15 protein-coding genes are annotated in these 20,657 nt (G+C 40.4%); 5 read left to right on the forward strand and 10 right to left on the reverse strand.

Annotated elements, in window-relative coordinates; translation table 11 throughout:
• Positions 1-76 precede the first annotated feature (76 nt).
• The 7 genes from FXW07_RS14475 to pta all read right to left on the reverse strand — a co-directional run bounded on the left by FXW07_RS14475 (position 77) and on the right by pta (position 9,095).
• Positions 77-2,269, reverse strand: a complete 2,193-nt coding sequence (locus FXW07_RS14475; RefSeq protein ID WP_229396040.1) for an S-layer protein domain-containing protein — start codon at positions 2,267-2,269, stop codon at positions 77-79.
• Positions 2,270-2,480: 211 nt separating this feature from the next.
• Positions 2,481-3,980, reverse strand: a complete 1,500-nt coding sequence (locus FXW07_RS14480; protein WP_229396083.1) for a HEAT repeat domain-containing protein — start codon at positions 3,978-3,980, stop codon at positions 2,481-2,483.
• 5 nt (positions 3,981-3,985) lie between these two features.
• Complete coding sequence (locus FXW07_RS14485) at positions 3,986-4,834, reverse strand: hypothetical protein (RefSeq protein ID WP_229396041.1); 849 nt, start codon at positions 4,832-4,834, stop codon at positions 3,986-3,988.
• Complete coding sequence (locus tag FXW07_RS14490) at positions 4,831-5,439, reverse strand: MarR family transcriptional regulator (protein WP_048121920.1); 609 nt, start codon at positions 5,437-5,439, stop codon at positions 4,831-4,833. Before FXW07_RS14490 ends, FXW07_RS14485 begins: the two co-directional genes overlap by 4 nt.
• A 382-nt stretch (positions 5,440-5,821) precedes the next feature.
• On the reverse strand, positions 5,822-6,577 hold the full coding sequence (locus FXW07_RS14495) for an acetate--CoA ligase family protein (RefSeq protein WP_229396042.1): 756 nt from the start codon (positions 6,575-6,577) through the stop codon (positions 5,822-5,824).
• 163 nt (positions 6,578-6,740) lie between these two features.
• Positions 6,741-7,967 carry an acetate kinase gene (locus FXW07_RS14500; protein WP_229396043.1) on the reverse strand — a complete coding sequence of 409 codons (1,227 nt, stop codon included), beginning with the start codon at positions 7,965-7,967 and terminating at the stop codon, positions 6,741-6,743.
• A 126-nt stretch (positions 7,968-8,093) separates the two neighbouring features.
• Positions 8,094-9,095, reverse strand: a complete 1,002-nt coding sequence (pta, locus tag FXW07_RS14505; protein ID WP_048121916.1) for a phosphate acetyltransferase — start codon at positions 9,093-9,095, stop codon at positions 8,094-8,096.
• 250 nt (positions 9,096-9,345) lie between these two features.
• On the opposite strand from pta, the gene FXW07_RS14510 reads away from it, so the two are divergent.
• The 3 genes from FXW07_RS14510 to FXW07_RS14520 all read left to right on the forward strand — a co-directional run bounded on the left by FXW07_RS14510 (position 9,346) and on the right by FXW07_RS14520 (position 15,945).
• Entirely contained in the window at positions 9,346-9,918 is a 573-nt protein-coding gene (locus FXW07_RS14510) for a flavodoxin family protein (protein ID WP_229396044.1), read from the forward strand.
• Between the two features lie 346 nt (positions 9,919-10,264).
• On the forward strand, positions 10,265-12,034 hold the full coding sequence (locus tag FXW07_RS14515) for a chloride channel protein (protein WP_229396045.1): 1,770 nt from the start codon (positions 10,265-10,267) through the stop codon (positions 12,032-12,034).
• Positions 12,035-12,351: 317 nt separating this feature from the next.
• A complete protein-coding gene (locus tag FXW07_RS14520; RefSeq protein WP_229396046.1) occupies positions 12,352-15,945 on the forward strand; it encodes a HEAT repeat domain-containing protein in 3,594 nt (1,197 codons plus the stop codon).
• Between the two features lie 348 nt (positions 15,946-16,293).
• On the opposite strand, the gene FXW07_RS14525 is transcribed toward FXW07_RS14520, so the two are convergent.
• A complete protein-coding gene (locus FXW07_RS14525) occupies positions 16,294-16,899 on the reverse strand; it encodes a hypothetical protein (protein ID WP_048155981.1) in 606 nt (201 codons plus the stop codon).
• Positions 16,896-17,147, reverse strand: coding sequence for a hypothetical protein (locus FXW07_RS14530; protein ID WP_048155982.1), 252 nt, complete (start codon positions 17,145-17,147; stop codon positions 16,896-16,898). The genes FXW07_RS14525 and FXW07_RS14530 overlap by 4 nt, the downstream gene beginning before the upstream one ends.
• 1,088 nt (positions 17,148-18,235) lie before the next feature.
• On the opposite strand from FXW07_RS14530, the gene FXW07_RS14535 reads away from it, so the two are divergent.
• A complete protein-coding gene (locus tag FXW07_RS14535) occupies positions 18,236-19,312 on the forward strand; it encodes a hypothetical protein (RefSeq protein ID WP_229396047.1) in 1,077 nt (358 codons plus the stop codon).
• Between the two features lie 211 nt (positions 19,313-19,523).
• On the opposite strand, the gene FXW07_RS14540 is transcribed toward FXW07_RS14535, so the two are convergent.
• On the reverse strand, positions 19,524-19,892 hold the full coding sequence (locus FXW07_RS14540) for a cupin domain-containing protein (protein WP_229396048.1): 369 nt from the start codon (positions 19,890-19,892) through the stop codon (positions 19,524-19,526).
• A 183-nt stretch (positions 19,893-20,075) separates the two neighbouring features.
• Between FXW07_RS14540 and FXW07_RS14545 the strand changes: the two genes are divergently transcribed.
• Positions 20,076-20,471 carry a hypothetical protein gene (locus FXW07_RS14545; RefSeq protein ID WP_229396049.1) on the forward strand — a complete coding sequence of 132 codons (396 nt, stop codon included), beginning with the start codon at positions 20,076-20,078 and terminating at the stop codon, positions 20,469-20,471.
• The last annotated feature ends 186 nt before the right edge of the window (positions 20,472-20,657 follow it).

The following is a 20,657-nucleotide window of genomic DNA, read 5'->3' on the forward strand; positions in this document are numbered from 1 at the left end:
ACAAAGCTGGGAATTATTTGTTGATTTTTTTCTTTAGACTGTGGCATTTGATGCTTTTGTAGAGCCGGTTTCTTCTTCATCGAAATTTGCTTGTGATAAAATTCAAGAAGTCCAAATCCCATGAAATAGATGGGCCTTTACTCTTGTTAGTGGACACAACCGTTTTCTCTTCGGATGTAGGTGAAGAATCAACAGCTTGAGTTTTCTTGAAAGCAAGACTTCCCGGGTTAGATGAGTTTGTCCCGCTAACTATTTTTTCAAGCGTGGATTCCCCGATTTTATCCCCGATTTTAAGGGTTCTGGCATTTGCATAATCAATTAGCCATATCCCGCCAATCTGGACAATACTGTCGTTTCCGTCCTGATAGACTTTGCTAACATAGACTTTCAGGACAGGAATATTGTCTTCGCCTTGAATATTGTCACGTAAACAAGTCCAATAATGCTCATTGGGATAAGTTAAAGCGATAGTGTCATCTACATATTTTCCATCTTTATCGAATTCAATCCAAGCCCTCTCTCCATCAACGTCGATCTCCTTGACCTGGAGACTGTAGCCCTGTCCGAAATCGATTTTTTCACCGGTCTTCAGGAGGTGTTTCTTATCGCTATCAAGAACGAGTTTAGCAAGCTTATCAACATGACATTCCCAGATTGGGTCGTTATAAGGTTTCCGTGATTTGTCGCTATTGGCAAGCAACGGAAAATACGTTTCTCCAAATAAATCAATAGTTGGATATTGATTAGACCAGCTTTCACATGTATAATCAGTACCAACAACATTATAACTTATAGAAGATCCCGTAGCATTTTTAAAAACAAGGCTCCCCTGGTTAGAGATATTCGTGCTGCCGATTATTTTTTCAAGTGTCAATCCTCCGATTTTATCTCCGATTTCAAGGTTTATGACATCTGAATAATCAATAAGCCAGATTCCGTCAATCGTAACACAACTATATTGAAGGATATTATCTTCTACCAATCCGCCTACACTGTCAACATGAACTCTCATGACAATAACGTTGTTTTCGCCCTGAACGTTGTCAAGAGTAAGATTCCATGTTGTATTCTTGTCATCATTGAGTGTAACTATTCGGTCATCAACATATTTTCCGTCCTTTGTGACCTCGAGCCAGGCTTGACTATTGGGAATACTGATCTGCTTGGCTTCGAGAGCGTAGCCCTGGCCGAGCTCGATTGTTTCACCGTCTTTGAGAACTTGATGTTCATTACTGTCAATAATCAACTTGGCAAGCTTGGTAACATGTGAATCCCAGATACTTCCATTAGTGGTAAACAGCGGAACATATTTATCTCCAAATAAGTCGATTACTGGATACTGTTCATTAGATACCCATTTATAACTGGTACTGACAACATTACAAACATCGGTTATATTGCTTACATTGTCTTCTGTACTTGCAGTGTCTTCTGTATTTGCAGTGTCTTCTGTATTTGCAGTGTCTTCTGTATTTGCAGTGTCTTCTGTATTTGCAGTGTCTTCTGTATTTGCAGTGTCTGCTGCTACATTAGACCAGCTGTTGCATTTATAATTAGTACCGACAACATTACAAGCTACTGAAGGTCCCGTATTATTTTCAAAAACAAGGCTTCCCATGTTAGAGGTATTTACTCCGCTGACAATATTCTCAAGAGTAAATTCTCCGATTTTATCTCCTACCTTGAGAGTTGTAGCATTTGTGTAGTCAGTAAGCCAGAGACCGTCAATCTGAACGATATTGTCTACCGCACCCACAAATATATTCTTGACATGAACTTTCATGGCAACGACATTGTTTTCACCCTGAACATTGTCAAGGGTGACAGTCCATGTATTGTTGCCATCAGTATTGGCTGGGACTATCTGATCAGCAATATATTTTCCATTCTTACTGAACTCAAACCATATTTCCTCATTGTCAATATTGATCTGTTTAGCTTCAAGAGCGTATCCGTTGCCAAGATCGAGTTTTTCACCGCCTTGGAGGAGGGTGTAAGTATCATTATCATCAAGAAGCAACTTGGCAAGTTTGTTAACATGTACATTCCCAGTGGTTCCATTGGTGGTAAACAGTGGGACCTCTTTTTCTCCAAATAAATCGATTACTGGATATTGTCCGTTAGACCAACTCTCGCTTTTATAATCGGTTTCGGCTATATCACAAACGCTGGTTATGTTGCTAGCATTGTCTGCTGCGTTTGCAGTGTCGGCAGCAACTGAAATTAGGATAGTAAAAGTAACCACCAAAAATACTGTATATTTTTTCATTAAGTTGTTTCCTCCTTGTTTTAGTATTTTTTTGGACATTCCAAACCTGGTAAAGTTCCCCTAGCAAAGTTTCCGCTAATATTTGACGTTATTAATCAACAGCTCGTAGACTGTAAAAATTTGAAATATTTGTGAAAGTTATCCGTCCTGAAATTATTTCGATTCAAAACTTATTACATTAAATTCGTATCTTTACAACCCAAATAAATTATTAATAAAAAGAGGAGGCATTCACTGTCCCACCTCCCTTGAGTATCACCAATGCTTTCTCTGCAGAATTCCTGACGTATTTATACTCGTCTTTGTCAGTACTGACCCGACTCAAACATTTGATGGCTTCTGGTCCCCCCAGTATCCCAAGAGCTTGAACTTCAGTAATTCTGACATCCGACTCTCTTTCGGTCTCAAGGGCCTTAATGATAGGCTCAACAGCTTTCCTATCGCCAAGTTTTCCAAGTGCGTTTGCAGCACTTTTTCTTACCTCATAATTTTCATCCCCAAGTACGGAAATTAGAGGGTCGACTGCCCTTGTGTCCCCAACTTCCATAAGGGAATAAACAATTTCCATTCTTATATGCCAGTTTTCATTTCCAAGAGCGGCAATAAGAGCGTCTGCGGCCTCAGGATCTTTATATCTCGCCAGGGAATAGATAGCAGTCTCGCAGAGAGTAGAATCTTTAGACTGAATGATCTCTGCAAGGAGTGGAATCGCTTTTTTGCTCTCAATAAGTCCAAGAGAACCAGCAGCAGCTGCCTGTACCTCTACTTTGCTGTCTCCGAGGGCATTAATTAAGGGCTCTTCGGTCTGGGCAATTTCTTCAGACTCATTAAAATGACCCAAAGCGTATGCAGTTTCTCTACGTACTTCTGGAACCTGGTCATTCAGCATCCGAATCATAATAGGGACAGCAGCAGGATCCTGAATATGCTCATATACAGATACGGCGTTGGTCCGGATTGTAGGATTTTTGTTTTCCAGCAGTTTAATAAGTTTTCCGAACACGTATTCACCTTTCATAAGGCTAAGACTGGAAGCTGCATAACTCCCAATTTCCTTATCACCTAATAGGTCCAGGAGGGTGTCAACTGCCCGCGGATCTCCTATTTCTCCAAGGGCAAACACAGCCTCAGAGCGTATATCCGAATTGCCGGTATAACGCATATCCGAATCGCCATCATAGTTTATACTGGCATCATCGCGTTTCAGAACCTCACAAAGAGGTTCAGTAGCCCTGGGATCTTTCAACATTCCAAGTGAAATTACCGTATAGCGAACGACCTCTCCGTCTTTGTCCTTCAAAAGCTCGATAAGGGGCTCAACAGCTTCAGTTGCTTGAAGTTCACCAAGTGAAAAAGCTGAATTCATACGGACCTCCGGAACCGGGTCCTTCAGAGCTTCTATTAAAGAGTTTGTAGCTTTTTTGTCACCTATTATTCCAAGATCCTGGGCAGCAAGGCTTCGAATCTGTGAATTATCGTCTTTTAAAGCTTTTATAAGAGGATCTACTGCAGGTTCCCCAATCTCACAAAGTTCATTAGCTGAAACCGAACTGACTCTCTCGTCCTCATCTCCTAGACCCTGAACCAGTGAATTCACATGGGCCTCTACCGGGTCCTTCTCAAGACAGCCAGCACAGTTTCCGAAAAGCAAAAGCATAAGAACCAAAAGTTTTGCGCTTTTGCAACTGAAAAGCTCGTCTCTTTTTATCATGTGCCTCACCTACCCTCCTCCTGAGCCGGAATATGCAATTCGGCAGATGTTACCTGGTCCTGCCATCGGGATGTTACATTCAGCAGGAAACGATCTCCTTCTTTCCCAACAATCACATTCTGTACAGGCATGTATGAATCTCCTGAAGGCTTGCCGTGAGCAATTTCCACAATTGCATATGGATAACCTGGCCAGGTTCTGAGGGCACTTTTATCCTGTCCACTCACGGAATAAAGCCCGGAAGATTTGAACACAATTTCCCCTGTTTTCTCGTTTGTCACTGTTAAGTTAGTACTCACTTTATCTGCAGAGCTCAGCCCGTAATTTAGGAGATAGCCATAAATCCTGTAAACATCAGAAGTGTTTGTGTGCTCCATTTCATCTTCCAGTTTCAGGTGGAGTTCAGGAAATGGGACATTTACGAGATAAGTATCTTCATCCAGAAGCCTGCTATTCTGAACGACCCTGACATTTACAGGGTACTCCCCTGGAAGTCTATATCCGAGCCATACACTGACTGAATTGTTTCCGGGAACAAGCTCGATCGGCTTCTGAAGAGAAACTGTTCCTTCATCCCATGGATTTGTAGAATTATCGGAAATTATCAGCCTCGATGTTGAGTAGCTCACCCCATTTTCGTCCACAAAAGCGTTCTCAATCTCAAGCCATACATCAACGGTCTTTAAACCGTTATTTTGAAGCGTTATGTTCAGCTTTCCAGAGTCACCTGCTCCAAAAGGAGAAACATACATATCAGTAATTTTTACATCGGCCCCATTTCCATAGTACCATGCCCCTCCCAGAACCAGGGCCAGTAAAATAACTGAAATCGAAATAAGAGCACTTTTTTTCATTTCATTTCACCCTTAATCCCGACGTTATCCTTAAGTTCATCAGCTATCGAAATGCAGTTTGTAAGCCCGTACTTTTTCTTTGTTATTATGCCTCTCCTTTCCAGGTTCATGAGAACTCGAGAAACTTTGGCTTTGGAAAAGTCAAGGGAATTCACGAGTTCATTCTGAAGAATTCTTCCTCCTTTTGCTGCAATCAGTTCAATGGCTTTCCTTTCATCTCCTTCAAGGGCCCGCAGAAGGACATCTGTGGGGTCGATGTTATCTCTGTACAGGTTTTCTTCAACAGGATCATTTTCAAGCGAGACCTCAAAAATCTTCTCTGGAGCTTTCTCTGTAATAACGTTGAAAGCAGTTACCTGTGCTTCTTGTCCGGTTATTGAAAGCTCAGATCCTTGAACTCCCAGGTACAGTAGAACCTGAGCCAGCGCCAGACCTCCAAGAAACCCGGAAAAAAGGAGAATATACGCTTCTTTTACAGTATACACATACGGGATATCCACAACCTTGAACGTGTCCCCTTCAAGCTGGATTACCACTGGTGAATCCTCAAGTAGGAGATTAATAGCTACAGTGCTTGAAATAAGCAGGATACCCACAGCCAGCATGAGTCTTTTCCGTTCCTGGGCCGTCTTACCACCTCATTTACTACTCCCAGTATGTACGAAACAAATGTTATAATTTTACTATGACCAGGCCTGAAACGTCTCAGAATTCTGAAACCACTGCCAAAGGGTTGCGAAAATAAGTTTTTCATAAGTATTTGCAAAAAAACTCGAAAAATTGACCACAAACCTTTTCAAAAAAACTGCTTGCCCGCAAGCCTTTTCAAAAAACTGCTTGCCCGCAAGCCTTTTCAAAAAACTGCTTGCCCGCAAGCCTTTTCAAAAAAGGCTTGAGCGAAAACCACTGCTAAATCTAAAACGTCATGACGGCGTGATCAACCGGCGCAACGGTTGCGGGTCAGCGGTTGTACTTGACCCCAAAAAATCACATGTTACTCTTCAATATCAACCTCAAATCCACAGCAAGTGCGCCTTTTCCCTTTTCAAAAACCATCATAGGGTTTATCTCAAATTCTTTAATCTCCGGAAAATCGCAAACAAGGTTCGAAACCCTGAGAATTATGTCTACAAGCGCGTTAATATCAGAAGGTTTTTCACCCCTGACTCCAGCAAGTAAGGGATAGGTTTTGATTCCTGTAATCATTTCTCTGGCTTCTCTTTCGTCAACAGGGACTATCGCAAACTGGATATCTTTGAGAATTTCTATATAAATTCCACCAAGCCCGAACATCAGCATGGGCCCGAATGTGGGATCATGAACCATCCCTAAAATTACCTCTTTGCCGCCTGAGAGCATGGGCTGAAGCTGTACACCTTCAAGGTATGCATCCGGCAGTTTCTTTTGGATGTTATCTATCATGTCCTGGTAGGCAGTTTTCACCTCAGCAGCGTTCTGAAGGGAGAGTTTGATTCCTCCAATATCGGATTTATGAGATATCTGTGGAGAAACGACCTTCATTACAAGAGGATAACCTATCTCTTCTGCTGCGATTATAGCCTCTTCTGCAGTTTTTGCAAACCTGGTCTTTATTACAGGGATGCCGTAAGCTTTCAAAATGTCAAAAGCTTCAAGACCCAGTATGTGCCGGTTCTTTGCTCTGGCAGCTTCAAAAATCCTGGTTACCAATACCCTATCTTGTCCGGATGTACGGGGGACAATATCCACCTGCTTCATAATCATATGATAACTTAAGGACAGTTATTCGTTAAGGGTATTAATTTTGTAACAACATAAGTTTCAGCTCTGAAAGGACTGAGAAAACAATTCTTGAAAAAAACGGATAACGGAATAATACCGTTTAAACTAAAAAATAGAAAAAGTAAAGGAGACTTCTCCTTTACGATCAAACAGGTACCGAGCTGCGTAGTTTAGCTTCGGTCTCAACAATGTCCTTTGTTTCCCTTGCAATGGCAAGTTCTTCATTGGTTGGAATGACAAGAACCCTTATACTCGCATCAGGGGTGCTGATGTCGATTTCCTGGCCTCTGATCTTGTTCTTTTCCTCATCGATTTTTATGCCGAGGCCGTCAAGACCAGCAAGGATTCTCTTTCTGATGCTTGCGCTGTTTTCTCCGATACCTGCGGTGAAGACAATCGCATCTGCACCATTGAGCACAGCTAAATACTCACCAATGACTCTCTTAACACTATATGCGAAGATTTCAAGGGCAAGTTCGGCTCTCTCGTTGCCGTGGGAAGCTGCTTCATCAAGGTCTCTGAAGTCATTGCTGATCCCGGAAACTCCAAGCACACCGGACTTCTTGTTCATGAGAGTGTCAATTTCTCTGCTTGACAGGCCTTCTTTATCCATAACGAAGGGAACGACTGCCGGGTCAATGGAACCACATCTGGTACCCATTGCAACCCCTTCAAGAGGAGTAAAGCCCATACTGGTATCAATAGATTTTCCACCTTTCACTGCTGTAATACTTGAACCGTTTCCAAGGTGGCAGGTAATAATCTTGGTATCTTCTATGGGCTTTCCAAGCATAAGGGCGGCTCTTCCGGCAACGTACTTGTGGGAAGTACCGTGGAAACCGTATCTTCTTACTCCATGCTTTTCATACAGATCATATGGCAAAGCATACATGTAGGCATACGCGGGCATTGTTTGATGGAATGCAGTGTCAAAAACAATAACCATCGGCGTTCCAGGCATGATCTCTGCACAGGCTGAGATTCCCATCATGTTTGGAGGATTGTGAAGGGGTGCCAGGTCAAAACAATCCTTGATAGCCGCTTCTACACCTGCATCAAATAGAGCAGATGTTGTGAACTTCTCGCCACCGTGCACAACTCTGTGCCCGACAGCGTTGATTTCACCCATGTCTGTTATGACACCAAATTCCGAGTCGGTAAGAGCCTTGACAACTTCTTCGAGAGCTACCTTGTGGGTTGGCAGGTCAACCTGCTTTTCCAGCTTCTTGCCATCAAACCTCTTCTGAGTAATGATCGAGTTATCGATTCCGACCCTTTCGCAGAGACCGACTGCAAGGGGTGACTCATTGGTCATATCAATTAATTGATATTTTAGGGATGAGCTTCCTGCGTTTATTACCAGTACCTTCATGTTTAAACCCCAATTCATTAGATTGCTTTTAATTTACGTTTTATATATACAATAAAATATTTTATATATGAAAGTCAATAAAAAGCTTCCTAAAACGTTCATAAATATAGAAACGTTTTTAATTATTTACTTGTCCTGTGCTGCAGCCTGGACGCAGGTAATTGCAACGGCACCGACTATATCTTCGTCGCTGCATCCTCTGGACAGGTCATTAATTGGCTTGGCAAGTCCCTGGGTAATAGGGCCATAAGCTTCAGCCTTTGCAAGCCTCTGGGCAATCTTGTATGCAATGTTTCCAGCATTGAGGTCTGGGAATATAAAGACATTGGCCTTGCCTGCAACAGGGCTTCCCGGAGCCTTTGAAGCTGCAACTTTAGGAACAATTGCTGCATCTACCTGGAGTTCACCATCGATTGCTACATCAGGGGCAATTTCCTGCGCAAGCTTTGTGGAAGCGATTGTTGCTTCGGTCAGTTTGCTGTGTGCGCTTCCCTTGGTGGAGTAAGAAAGCATTGCAACATATGGTGTGTCCTGAACCAGCAGTTCAAAGGTTTTTGCAGAGATGACAGCAATGTTTGCAACGTCTTCAACACTGGGCATTTCGACCATACCTGAGTCAGCAAAGAGGAATGTCCCGTCTGACCCGTATTCACAGTCTGGTACGGCAATGATGAAAAAAGCAGATGCTAGAGCTGCACCCGGAGCAGTTTTGACGATCTGCACAGCGGGTCTAAGTGTATCAGAGGAAGAGTGAGCAGCACCTGAGACTACACCGTCGACTTCACCGAGTTTTGCCATCATAACAGCGAAGTAGACGTAATCCTTCATAATTTCGGCTGCGCTTTCGAGTGTAACACCTTTATGCTTTCTCAACTCGTAGAAAGCCTGAACATATTCGTCTTTTCTCTCATATGTTTCTGGGTTTACAATTCTTGCTTTTGAGAGGTCAAGGTCTCCGGCAAGGGCCTTGATGTCTTCTTCCTTACCAACAAGGACGACCTTTGCAACACCTCTTTCGAGAATCTTGGCAGCTGCCTGGAGGGTTCTGATATCTTCAGTTTCAGGTAAAGCGATTGTTTTATTGAGTTTCTTTGCTCTTTCACTGATCTTTTCTAAAAATGTTACCAATCAACCAACCTCCTATATAATTGGAGTAGTTTAAGTTAGCTGGGTCTTAATATATAAATTTACGTAAAATGAATAGGGATATATATAAAAATAATAAATATATAATTAAGACTGCCAACAAAAACTTATATATGGACTTTTTTTCTTTAAAAGATATAACGATCTGTGATATTTTTGGCAGATGGTATACTTTACAATTATTACTGATTATACGTGATAAATAATATAAAAGAATTTCGGAATGATTTAAATGAAGATTCTGGGAATTTCAGGCAGCCCACGAAAGGGAAAAAACTGTGAAAAAATGATTTTAACCGCTCTCGAAATAGCAAAAGAAAGGGGTTTTGAAACTGATACCGTTTTTATTTCAAACATGGAGATTGCACCCTGCAAAGTTTGCGGAGCTTGTATGGAGAATGACTCATGTGTAATTGAAGATGATATGGAAAAAGTTTATGAAAAAATGAGATCCTCAGACGGTATAATTGTTGCATCCCCCGTTTATATGGGGAATTATCCTGCCCAGCTCAAAGCCCTTTTTGATAGAAGTGTCCTGCTTCGCCGCAATAACTTTACACTTAAAAACAAAGTTGGAGCCGCTCTCTCAGTCGGAGGCTCAAGAAACGGAGGTCAGGAAAAAACCATTCAATCAATCCATGACTGGATGCATATTCACGGCATGATTATAGTTGGTGATAATTCCCATTTCGGAGGAATAGCCTGGAACCCGGCAGAAGAAGACTCCATCGGTATGCAGACCGTTTCCGAAACTGCAAAAAAACTCTGTGAGGTTCTGGAACTTATCCAGAATAACAAAAGATAAGAATTGAATATAAGGCTGTAAATCGAAAAGGCTGTAAATCGAAAATCCTGTAAATATAAAAGGCTGAATACAACAAATATACAGAAGGCTGAATATATCAACTATTAAAAAGGCTGAATATATCAAAGATACAGAAGGCTGAAGATCGTGAAAAAAATCGAGGAAAATAATCTTCGATTTTCACAGGCTATACTCTGGGCATACATTGTATAATATAATATAATGATACATTTAAATAAATGCTTGAAATCCTTCGAGTGAAAAATACTCAGGTAAAATAAACCTGAAACTTACCTTTTTGTTCAAGAAAAAGGAAGAGATAAAAGGATTTAAGAGGCACGAGTTTTTGGAAGTTAGTCCAGAGCACAGAGTGGTATTCCACAATGTAAGAGAATATCCCAGGATAACAGAGTATATTGCCCGGTTTGATACCGAAACTGCCAGAGTCAATACAATTGCTATTATAATCGGGCTCCTTACAGGTTTCGTGATAGGAGTTTATGACAGGACTCTCCAGTACAGCAACACTTTTCTGGGTATGCAGCAAGGGTTCCCATTGCATGAGTTCCCACACTATTATGTGTTATTCGTGCCTGCCTTTGGGGGTTTGCTGGTAGGACTAATCTCCCATTTTCTGATGAAAAAGAAATACGGCGTTGACGGGCTTATAGAAACCGTAACCCTCCGCGGAGCAAGGCTTAATCTCAAGGATGTTTTTCTGGAAGTTTTTACTTCAATAATCACAATCAGTTCAGGAGGTTCCCTGGGAAAGGAAGCACCCGGAATCCTTGCAGGAGCCGGTACCGGGGCTTTTATGGGAAAAATCCTGAATAGCACGGAAAGGCAGCTTCAGATCCTTTTAGGCTGTGGAGCTGCAGGCGGAATTGCAGCTGCGTTTAACGCCCCTCTTGCAGGGGTTGTCTTTGTGGTAGAGGTAATCTACGGGGAACTTGAAACCAGGACCTTTATTCCGATAGTTATTTCCTCGGTCTTTGCAACCCTTGTCTCAAGCACACTTTTCGGAATAAAACCTATAGAGATTTCGCCTTACCAGTTGATTAACCCCTACAAAGAACTAGGACTCTGCCTTGTGCTCGGACTTCTTGCGGGTATCGTCTCTACAGTCCTGATCCGGACGCTTTACTACACAAAAGATATTTTTTCGGAAATCCCTTTCCATCCCGTTTTCAAGCCTGCTCTGGGAGGGCTCGCAGTCGGAGCAATGGGTATTTTTTATCCCAGAGTTATGGGAATGGGCTATACTGTAATAACGGATGTCCTCAACAACCAGTTTACTTTCAAGATCCTGATAATCCTGCTCTTTTTAAAGATCCTTGCTTTTTCCCTGAGCCTGGGCTCTGGAGGCTCAGGAGGAACGATTGTCCCTTCTCTTTTTACAGGTGCAATGCTGGGAGGGGCTTTCTGGACAGTCGCAAACCTGCTTTTTCCGGGGACCTTAGCTGAGCAAGGGGCATATGCTATGGTCGGGATGGGTGCAGTCTTTGCCGGAACTGCCAGGGCTCCTCTTACTGCCATTCTGATCCTTTTTGAGATTACAAGGGACTATAATATGACTCTTCCTCTCATGTTTGCCTGCGTCCTCAGCAATGTGATGTCAAACGCCCTTTATCCGGAGTCCATTTTCACGGAGGGCCTACGCAGGAAAGGATTTAAGATCCGAAAAGGCAGGGAAGTGGATATCATGAGCTCCTTGTTTGTAAAAGACGCCATGATCACATATGTCCAGACAGTCTCTGAGGAAAAGAGTGTTGAGACACTTACAACCCTAATGCAGGTAAGCCGACACGTCGGTTTTCCAGTCCTTGATTCCAAAGGCAAACTTTCAGGTATAGTAACCCTTTCAGACCTCCGGAGCAAAGTAAAGTCCGGAGACGTTGACAAAAAAGTAAAGGATATAGCCACCCGGCGTCTGGAAGTTGCCTATCCTGATGAAACCCTTGATGCGGTCCTCAAACGCTTTGCTTCAAAGCAAATAGGCAGGCTTCCAGTCGTGGACAGAGAGGATAAAACCAGACTACTCGGTCTCATTACCCGAAGCGACATCGTAAATGCATATAACAAGAAAGTCGTGGAAAAAGTCCGGGATACCTACTGAAAATAGTCAGGATGCCTACTGAAAATGGTCCGGATACTTGCTGAAAATAGTCCGGATACCTGCTGAAAATAGTCAGAATACCTGCTGAAAATAGTCAGAATACCTGCTGAAAATAGTCAGAATACCTGCTGAAAATAGTCCAGATACCTGCTGAAAATAGTCAGGGTACTTGCTGAAAATAGTCAGGATACCTGCTGAAAATAGTCAGGATACTTACTGAAGGTGCATACTGAAAGCAGTAAACCTAAAAAAGATCCCCTGACAATAAGAATAGAATCTGGAAAGGAAATACCATTTAGATATTGTGGGGGGACATTATGCCTGAGTCCGTAACTGAAAGTAGTTCAAACGGGTACATGGGGACGTACCTGAAAAACGTAATACTGGAAGATAAAGATAAAAACTCTAACTATGTAGAATTATCCGCCAGAGAAATACTACCAATCACGCGCAGGCTTTTTGAAGAAAGGGTTTCTCTTGCCTATGATTTCAAGATCTCACAAATCGTAGAAAAAGAAAAGCACCTGATAATTTACGGGGAAGCAGGTTCAGGAAAGACAAGCACCCTAAAATGGCTGAGTACGGTTTATGCCAGGGAATACCTCCTGAAAAAAGAAGGATTTGTTCCGATATATATAGAACTTGAGTCCTATGTTAAAGGTTCTTTTTATAATTACTTAAAAGCAGAGGTAACGAAAAAAGGCATTTCTGAGACGGATTTTAAGAAGCTGCTCGAAGGAAAAGCCCTGCTGTTACTGGACGGGCTTGATTTGCTCATGCCTTCAGAGAATTTTTCCCCTTTTGATGAGATCTCCGACTTTATTTCCGAATATGAAGCCTGTAGATATGTTATTGCCTCAAGACCCGAGCCGTCTGATAGCTTAAAAAGTACATTTGCACTTTCCGAACTTGAAAAATTGACTGATGAAAAAATCAGGCTTTTTATAGAAAAGTACGTTCCCAACAAGAGACAGGCAAAGCTTTTAAAAGCCAGAAGCCTGGGTGAGATTCAGTCAAAGCCTATCCTCCAGAATCCTCTGCTGCTTTATCTCTGGATCAAACTTTCAACGGCACATATGGGAAGAAGAGGAAAACATGAAGGCATCCAGCATTTTAATTTTTTTGATTCAATTCCTTTCATCCGGGCAGAAATCTATCAGGCTTTTGTTTCGGAGCTTTTTAAAGATTTCAGAATAAGAGAGGAATTTTTTAGATTCCAGGACCAGCTGTCTCTAAGAGTGAGCTTTGAGAAAATAAATTCAGAAAGGGCACCAGATGGAAGAACAGATTCTCAAGAACCCAGTGCTGAAAGAACAGATTTTCAGGAGTGCAGTAGCGGAATAACAGATTCTCAGGAGTTCAATAACGGAATAACAGATTCTCAGGAGTTCAGTAACGGAAGAATTAGTTTTCAGAAGTCCAATAACGGAAGGATAACTTCTCAGGAGCTAGATACTGGAAAAATAGATTCTCAGGAGCTGAACACCGAAAGAACAGATATTGAAAATTTCCTTATAAACCTGGCCTTCAAACTCCAGTGCAGGAATAAGGTTTCATGTAAGTATAGCTATGCCCTTGAAGTGGCAGAAGCATATATAGAATCCAGCAGGTCTGGAAGGATTACAGAGTGCAGCAAATCTGGAAGGACTACAGAGTATAGCAAGTCTGGTAGAGTAAAGGCGGGAAAACTCCTTCAGGCCTGCTTAGAGCTTGGAATTCTGATAAGAAAGAGTTCCGAAGTAAAGTTCGGAATAAATCGAGTTTTTCAGGAATATTTTGCGGCTTTAAAGCTGAAAACATACTTTGAAAACGGGATGGATATCTCAAAGGCTTTCAGGAATCCGAGATGGGAGAATGTGATTATGCTCACCTCGGACTTGCTCGAGTCAGGAGACAAACTTGTAAATTTGATGGTCTCAAGCGGAAACTTATATCTGGCTTCAAAATGTGCTGGGAGAGCCAGTCCCGAAACAAAAGGAAAGCTATGTGTTTTGCTTGCCAGAAAACTTGACAGCAGGTATACTGTAGAAAAAATAAAGGCTGTTCAGAGCCTTGGAAGGCTCGGAGCCTGTGGGATCAGGGCCAATACTGGAGCACTTAAAGATAAAGATATCAGGGTAAAAAGAGAGACTGCGAAAGTGCTTGGGGAAACCAGGTCCGAGATGGCACTTATTCCACTTGAGGCTGCAGTTGGGGATGCAGATTATTCTGTGCGGATAGAAGCCATAAAGTCTCTTGGCTTAATAGGGTCCGAAAGGGCAATAGAACTGCTCAGGGACACATTTAAAGATAAGAATCGGGCTGCCCGGCTGGAGGCCGCAAATGCGCTAATGCAGATTGGATCTGAAAAGGCGCTGGAAGTCCTTATTTCCGCACTCGGGGCCAAAGACGACTTTGTTCGGATTGGAGCTGTAGGAGCCCTTGGAAAGACAAATTCCAGGCAAGTAGCGGAAGCCCTTATAAAAGCATTTCAGGAAGAAGACAAACTTGTCCGGCTGGGAGCTGCCGAAGCCCTGGGCCGGATGAGGTCGGAAAGAGCTGTTGAACCGTTTGTAGATGCCCTTGAAGATAAAGATGAATTTGTACGCTGGATCGCTACAAAAGCCCTTGGAGAAATCAAATCGGACAAAACTTCCGGAACATTCGTCAATATGCTTGGGGACGAAAGCCGTTTCGTCCGAAGGGAAGCTGCAAAAGCCCTCGGGGGAGTAGGTTCCGAGGAAACGCTTGACCCCCTTGTTTCGGCACTCTCGGATGAGGACGAGTTTGTAAGAAAGACAGCCGTAGAATCCCTTGGAGAAATAAAGTCCGAGAAAGCTGCTAAAACCCTGATAAATAAACTCCAGGACAACAGCCATTTAGTCCGGCTGGAAGCCGCAAAAGCTCTCGGAATGATGAAAGTTAGAAAAGCCATTGCTCCGCTGCTTTTTGCCCTCGGGGATGAAAACCGCTTTGTCAGGAAGGAAGCTGCAAATGCACTCGGGCAGCTGGAGTGCGAAAAAGTCCTTGACCCCCTTATCAGGATTTTTAAGTCCCAGGACCCTTTCACAAGGCAGGGAGCAGTAAGAGCCCTTGGCCAGATAAATCCCTATGGGATTCCTGATTGCATATCAGACCAAATTTTTGATTTCATTGATAACGCCCTGAAAGACGAAGACAAGCTTGTGCGAAAAGAAACAGCAAAAGCCCTGCAAAGCCTGTCCGAAAGCAGAAGTGAAAGAGCGTTTGAATCCCTGATCAGCGCCCTGGATAACGAGGACGATGAAGTCAGGAGGCTTGCAGCCGGGTCCCTGAACCTTTTTGATTGTGAAAAAGCTATTCCTCCGCTGGTCAGCGCCCTCAAGTCAAGAGACGCAACCGTGCGCCGGTTTGCTGCCGACACCCTCGGCCAGATAAAATCAAAAGAAGCTCTCCAGCCCCTGATAGATGTTCTGATTTTTGATAACGACGGCTCTGCAAAAGAAGAAGCTGCAAAAGCCCTTGGTAAAATAAAATCCAGCCAGGCTATAGAACCTCTTATTGATGCGCTGATGGACCCAAATAATAAAGGAAGATCAGGAGCAGCCGAGGCTCTCGGCCAAATTAAAGCCGAAAACGCAGTTGATTACCTTATTGCCGCCCTTACGGATACGGATGATTTTACGCGGTTGGCTGCTGCAAAAGCCCTCGGCCGTATAAAACCTGAAAAGGCTGTCGAACCCCTTATTAACAGCCTTTATGATTGTAACCGCTTTGTAAAAGCCGAAGTAGCCGGAACCCTCAAAAAGATATGTACTGGAGAGGACAGGCCACGTTTGCAGGCTTTATTTGACTCGGAAGACGATTTTACGGCAAATCTCGCTTTTGAGATCCTGGAAAGCATTGAAATGGAGGAAATCTTAAAAACCAAGCTGTTTTTAGATTGGGAATAAATCAGAAAGGCGTATCAAAGCTGAATGAAGAAAATAAAGAATTTATTTGAACTAGAAAAACGGAAATAAGGAAGTAACAACGGAAAAAAGAAAAAGCAGAAAAAAATCAAATTGGCGGGGAAAATCTTACCAAATATAACCTGTTGTAACAATATACAAAATTTCATTCATTAGTTTCCGTAACTCTTTACGAGGTTTTTCTGTATGTGATTTCTATGAAGGAAAGGTGATGGTGATGCTCCATGATTTCAATAGAACATCATCGATTTTATGTATCTGTATATATATACAGACATATATTGCTAAATTTATAATTTATAGCGTATATCTATTTTGAGATCGGCTTTTTCATTTTGACTTACTAAATCTACATCTAACTAACTCTTCCCAGCTTCTCCTTGCTCCCAAGCCTAAGTCGACTATTTTAGCTTTAATTTCTTCTGAAGGATTACCTACCAAATTTTTCATACGATGCTCTCCATCGAATGGAGAATAAAAATACTTGTAATCCTCTGCAAGGACTTCTTTGTCACAATGATACCAGTCTTTTGAATAATCTGGAGCAAAATTATCTAGATCTAGTCCTCTCATCCGGTAATAATCTAGTGGCATCCTTTCTTTCCATATATCCTGCTCAAAGTTTTCGATCATATAGCCCAAGGTCCAATGATGCCCAAACTCATGTGCTAACGTTTTCTTCATATCTTCTAGAGTCTTCAGATATGTGGCATTGAGAATTATCACTGCTTTTACATTTCTCTTGTCAAGCCCAACTTCGTCCCATTGAGCAGTCCAATAGCCCTTGTAGCCCGTATCTCCATCCGCCCTTATCTTGACGTATTCAAGCCACGGTGTTTCTACTTGAGTGCAAAGACACTCATCAACAACGAAATTCTTCAGTTCGTGGAACTCCTCTGTTGAAAGTGCACCCGCCTCATCTACGAGATTGATCATTCAAAATCCTCCTCCCTGGCCGGGCCTGTTGACATAATCACACGTTTGCCCTTTACTTTAGTCTTCTCACTTTTTTCTTCCATTCTCATCCAGACATCTCGAGTGACGCCTGTTACTTTTACTTCTCCCATGGGAGGTTTTGGCATCTCTTTTTGCTCTAGGAGTTTCTCGATATCTGAGACATCTTTTCCGGCTGCTTTTGCATCCTTTTTTATTTTCTCTAGTTCTTCCCTAGTTATTGGTTCCATACCACCAACTCCAATCTTTATATTTTTCTTTTAATTAAAATTCTAGTGTTTTTATACTCACGTTTAGTAGCAATTTGCTATCTTGTCAAAATATTAATATAATGTGATTAAATAATAAAATAATTATATAAAAAGATTAAAGAAAATAAATTCAGAATAATAGGCTCTTTGTTATTTTGAGTGGGTATTTAATAACAACTCCTAATGCGGAAATCGTCTACTGATGCATGATTGGTGTTTTCAGGATAAAATGTCCAACCCGGCTTTTGATTGAGTTTTAATGCTTTTGCAATATTATGGCTCTCAAAACGCCAAAATAACCGGTAAAGAATGATGGCAGACGTTATTTCTATCACGTTGGAATAATAACAACTGAATACAAATGGGTGCTCAAAGGATTAACGAAGAGTATAAAACAATTTCATTTGAACCAGAGAAATAAAAATAAGTACAAAATTAACCCGTGAAACCATATTCGCCATATTTGGTCGTCTTTGTCACGCTCGACGCAGGAGAGCGGCGTTTCCAAAGTAGAGAAATGAATAAAAAAACTATGTATCCCAAATTTAACAGAAGCGTATATTGTATAATGTCTGAACGGGCTTCATGCTTCTGCTTTCTTCATACTATTCAAAGTTTTATCCCGCATCTTATGATTTTTTGACATTTTTTATTTTACCAAAATGTACTGTGTCGATACAACGTGTTTTGTGTAATAAAATACTGTATTGATAGCAGAATCTGTCAAATTAGGGATGTATAGAAGATGAAAATAATAAAAATAACTTTTAAGCACAAAAACGCTAATGATTTTTTTCAAAATAAACCAGTCACTCATATTCAGTTTTTTAAACAGACATTTTTTTTTCTGTTCACCCCAGTTGGACTGATTATATTAATTCAAATTTTGATTTTTTACAAATCACTTGTAGATTAAAAAGGCTTATGCCAATTGCAGGTTCATTTCAATTTAATTCAAAAATTCTGCTTGAGAATTTCGTATAGATGTAGTCGAAAATATCATGTAAAAACATAAGCCTTTTTTGTGGTATAAGATATATATTCTAAAAAATAACAATATGTTATATATGATAAACTTTGTGGACTTATCCATACTTATAATACTACTAATTTCTACAACAACTTCAGTTTTTATATTTAAGGCTATACAATACAAAAAATCGTTTTTCCAAATAAATGAAGAACTTTCTAATTCAAAAGTAACAGAAACTTCCAAAATTAAAATGTTGGAGAATCTTCACGATGATTTAGGAAATAAAAATGACGAACAAATTATAATAAATAATTTTTATTTTAAAAATAAAAATGTGTGGTACTGGTATAATATTTTGTTAATAGTAGCCATACCAGCATTAATATACATAGCTGTAAAGTATGTATCGAAAGATATACAAGTTTATATAGTATTTTTCTCGTTAAGTATAATTATATCAGTCTTGTTGATCGGTTATTATTTTGCACGCAAATTATTAGGGAAAGTGTCTATAAAATTAAGAAATATAGTGCAAATAATATTTTCTATAACTATAGAAAATATATATATAACTTTCACCTCATTGACAATATTTCTGATACTATTAAACTTGTATCTTTTAGTTTTAACAACCCTAGTAGATAAAAATATAACATTCCAATTATTCAATACGCTGAGTTCTTCCATTAATTCATATCAAATATTAGAATCAACTAGTGATATACAGCTTTCACTTTCTACTCTATTCTTTTCTCTCGCAATAGGAGGTACAGTTATTTTTTCGACAACTCATTATTATTTAAACCAAAGACGTGAAATAGAAAATGAGCTGTCAACGCAAGTTAACAGATACTTAAAATGGCACAAAGAAAACGAATCAGTACTATATTTAAACATAGCTGATTCTTTAAAAGGAGATAAAATAAACAAATTTTATGATGCACTAATAGAACTTCGATCTAGTTTGAATGTTTACAATATTAAAGAACGTAAAATCCCTACTCAAAGATATGAGAGATTTATCGGTTTAATTATTATCTCTTACTTTGGAGGTATTTTTGCGATTATTGTTCCTAGTGACTTAATGAACTTTACATTCTTGCTCTTTTGTGGAATAACTTGTGTATACATATGGCTTACATATTTAATTTTTAGGGATACAAGAGCTTAAATTGACAAAAATAGTAGAAGCAGAATTATTTAGAAAAAATTAGATAAAAAACATGAGTTTCATACATTGACTATAGATTTAGTGCCCGTAACGAAATCACCTATGCAACTTAGAATTTATTGTAACTTTGACTGGCTATCTTGATAGTGAAAATCAAAACATTCAATTGGAAATCTGCATAGTTTATTCCGGGACGGGACCTTAGATTTCATTATTGTTCCACCAATTCCGTATCCTCATGAGAATAACTCGGCGCACAGCAGCAGAGAATCTTCAGCGGCGTATTTCCTGTGTTTTGAATTCTGTGCGGAGTGCCGGGCGAAATGCAAACAGTATCTCCTTTTTTGACCTCGAATTCTTCAGAGCCAAGAGTCATTATTCCGCTGCCATCTGTAATGTGATAGATTTCTTCGGTCATGTGGTGCTTGTGAAGAAGGGTTTTTCCGCCGGCTGGTACGGTAGCTTCGGCAAGGCTCTGGTTTGAGTTGCCGTGAACCGAAGGATGCATGAGTTCGCGGATGATCGAACCGTCTTTTGTGATGTAAGGTTCTATTTCTTCGTATCTGGTAAAGAGCTGCATTGTGAATTACTGGAAACCGCAATTATAACTATTTTTTCATTCAAGAGACTTTGCACCTAGACTTTCTTATCTGGAACTTTTCTTGAAAAAACAACTCCAGGCTCAAATTATTATATATGTTTTACATTATTAATTAATATTAAGAGAAAATGTGATGAATAACGATATTCGGAGAATAAAAATATGAAACCAAATAAAAAACCAGATGCCAATAGCGAAAATGTGAAACCAAATAAAAAGCCAGATGCCAATAGCGAAAATATGAAACCAAATAAAAAGCCAGAGATCAATAGCGAAAATGTGAAACCAAATAAAAAACCAGATACCAATAGCAAAAATGTGAAACCAAATAAAAAACCGGAAATCAATAGCGAAAATATGAGTAAGGATGCACTCACATACGTTATGTGGGCTATTTTAATTATAAGTCCACTATATGCGCTTTATTTTCTCTTTTCATTAGCTACAGGAGGTTCTATTATTTATAGCGCAATACCTTCAGTAATTTTCTTCGTGGCTGGAGTAATTACATTATTTGATATCCTTGCAGTTCAGCAAATAACGATTGTGAAAAATTGAGTTTCTTATTATATTATGGATAATATATTTTCATTTTAATTTTACGATTTTTGAACTTCTGGAATCTGAAAAACCATACTAATTATACTAATTTTACACTTGCACCTGAAGTCCTCAATCTGCACCTTAAGTAGAGAGAAAACAGGACTTTAGATGCAGAGCTTTAGATGCAGAGCTCATTTAAGA

The sequence above is a fragment of the Methanosarcina sp. DH1 genome (assembly GCF_020804205.1).
Taxonomy (GTDB): Archaea; Halobacteriota; Methanosarcinia; order Methanosarcinales; family Methanosarcinaceae; genus Methanosarcina; species Methanosarcina vacuolata.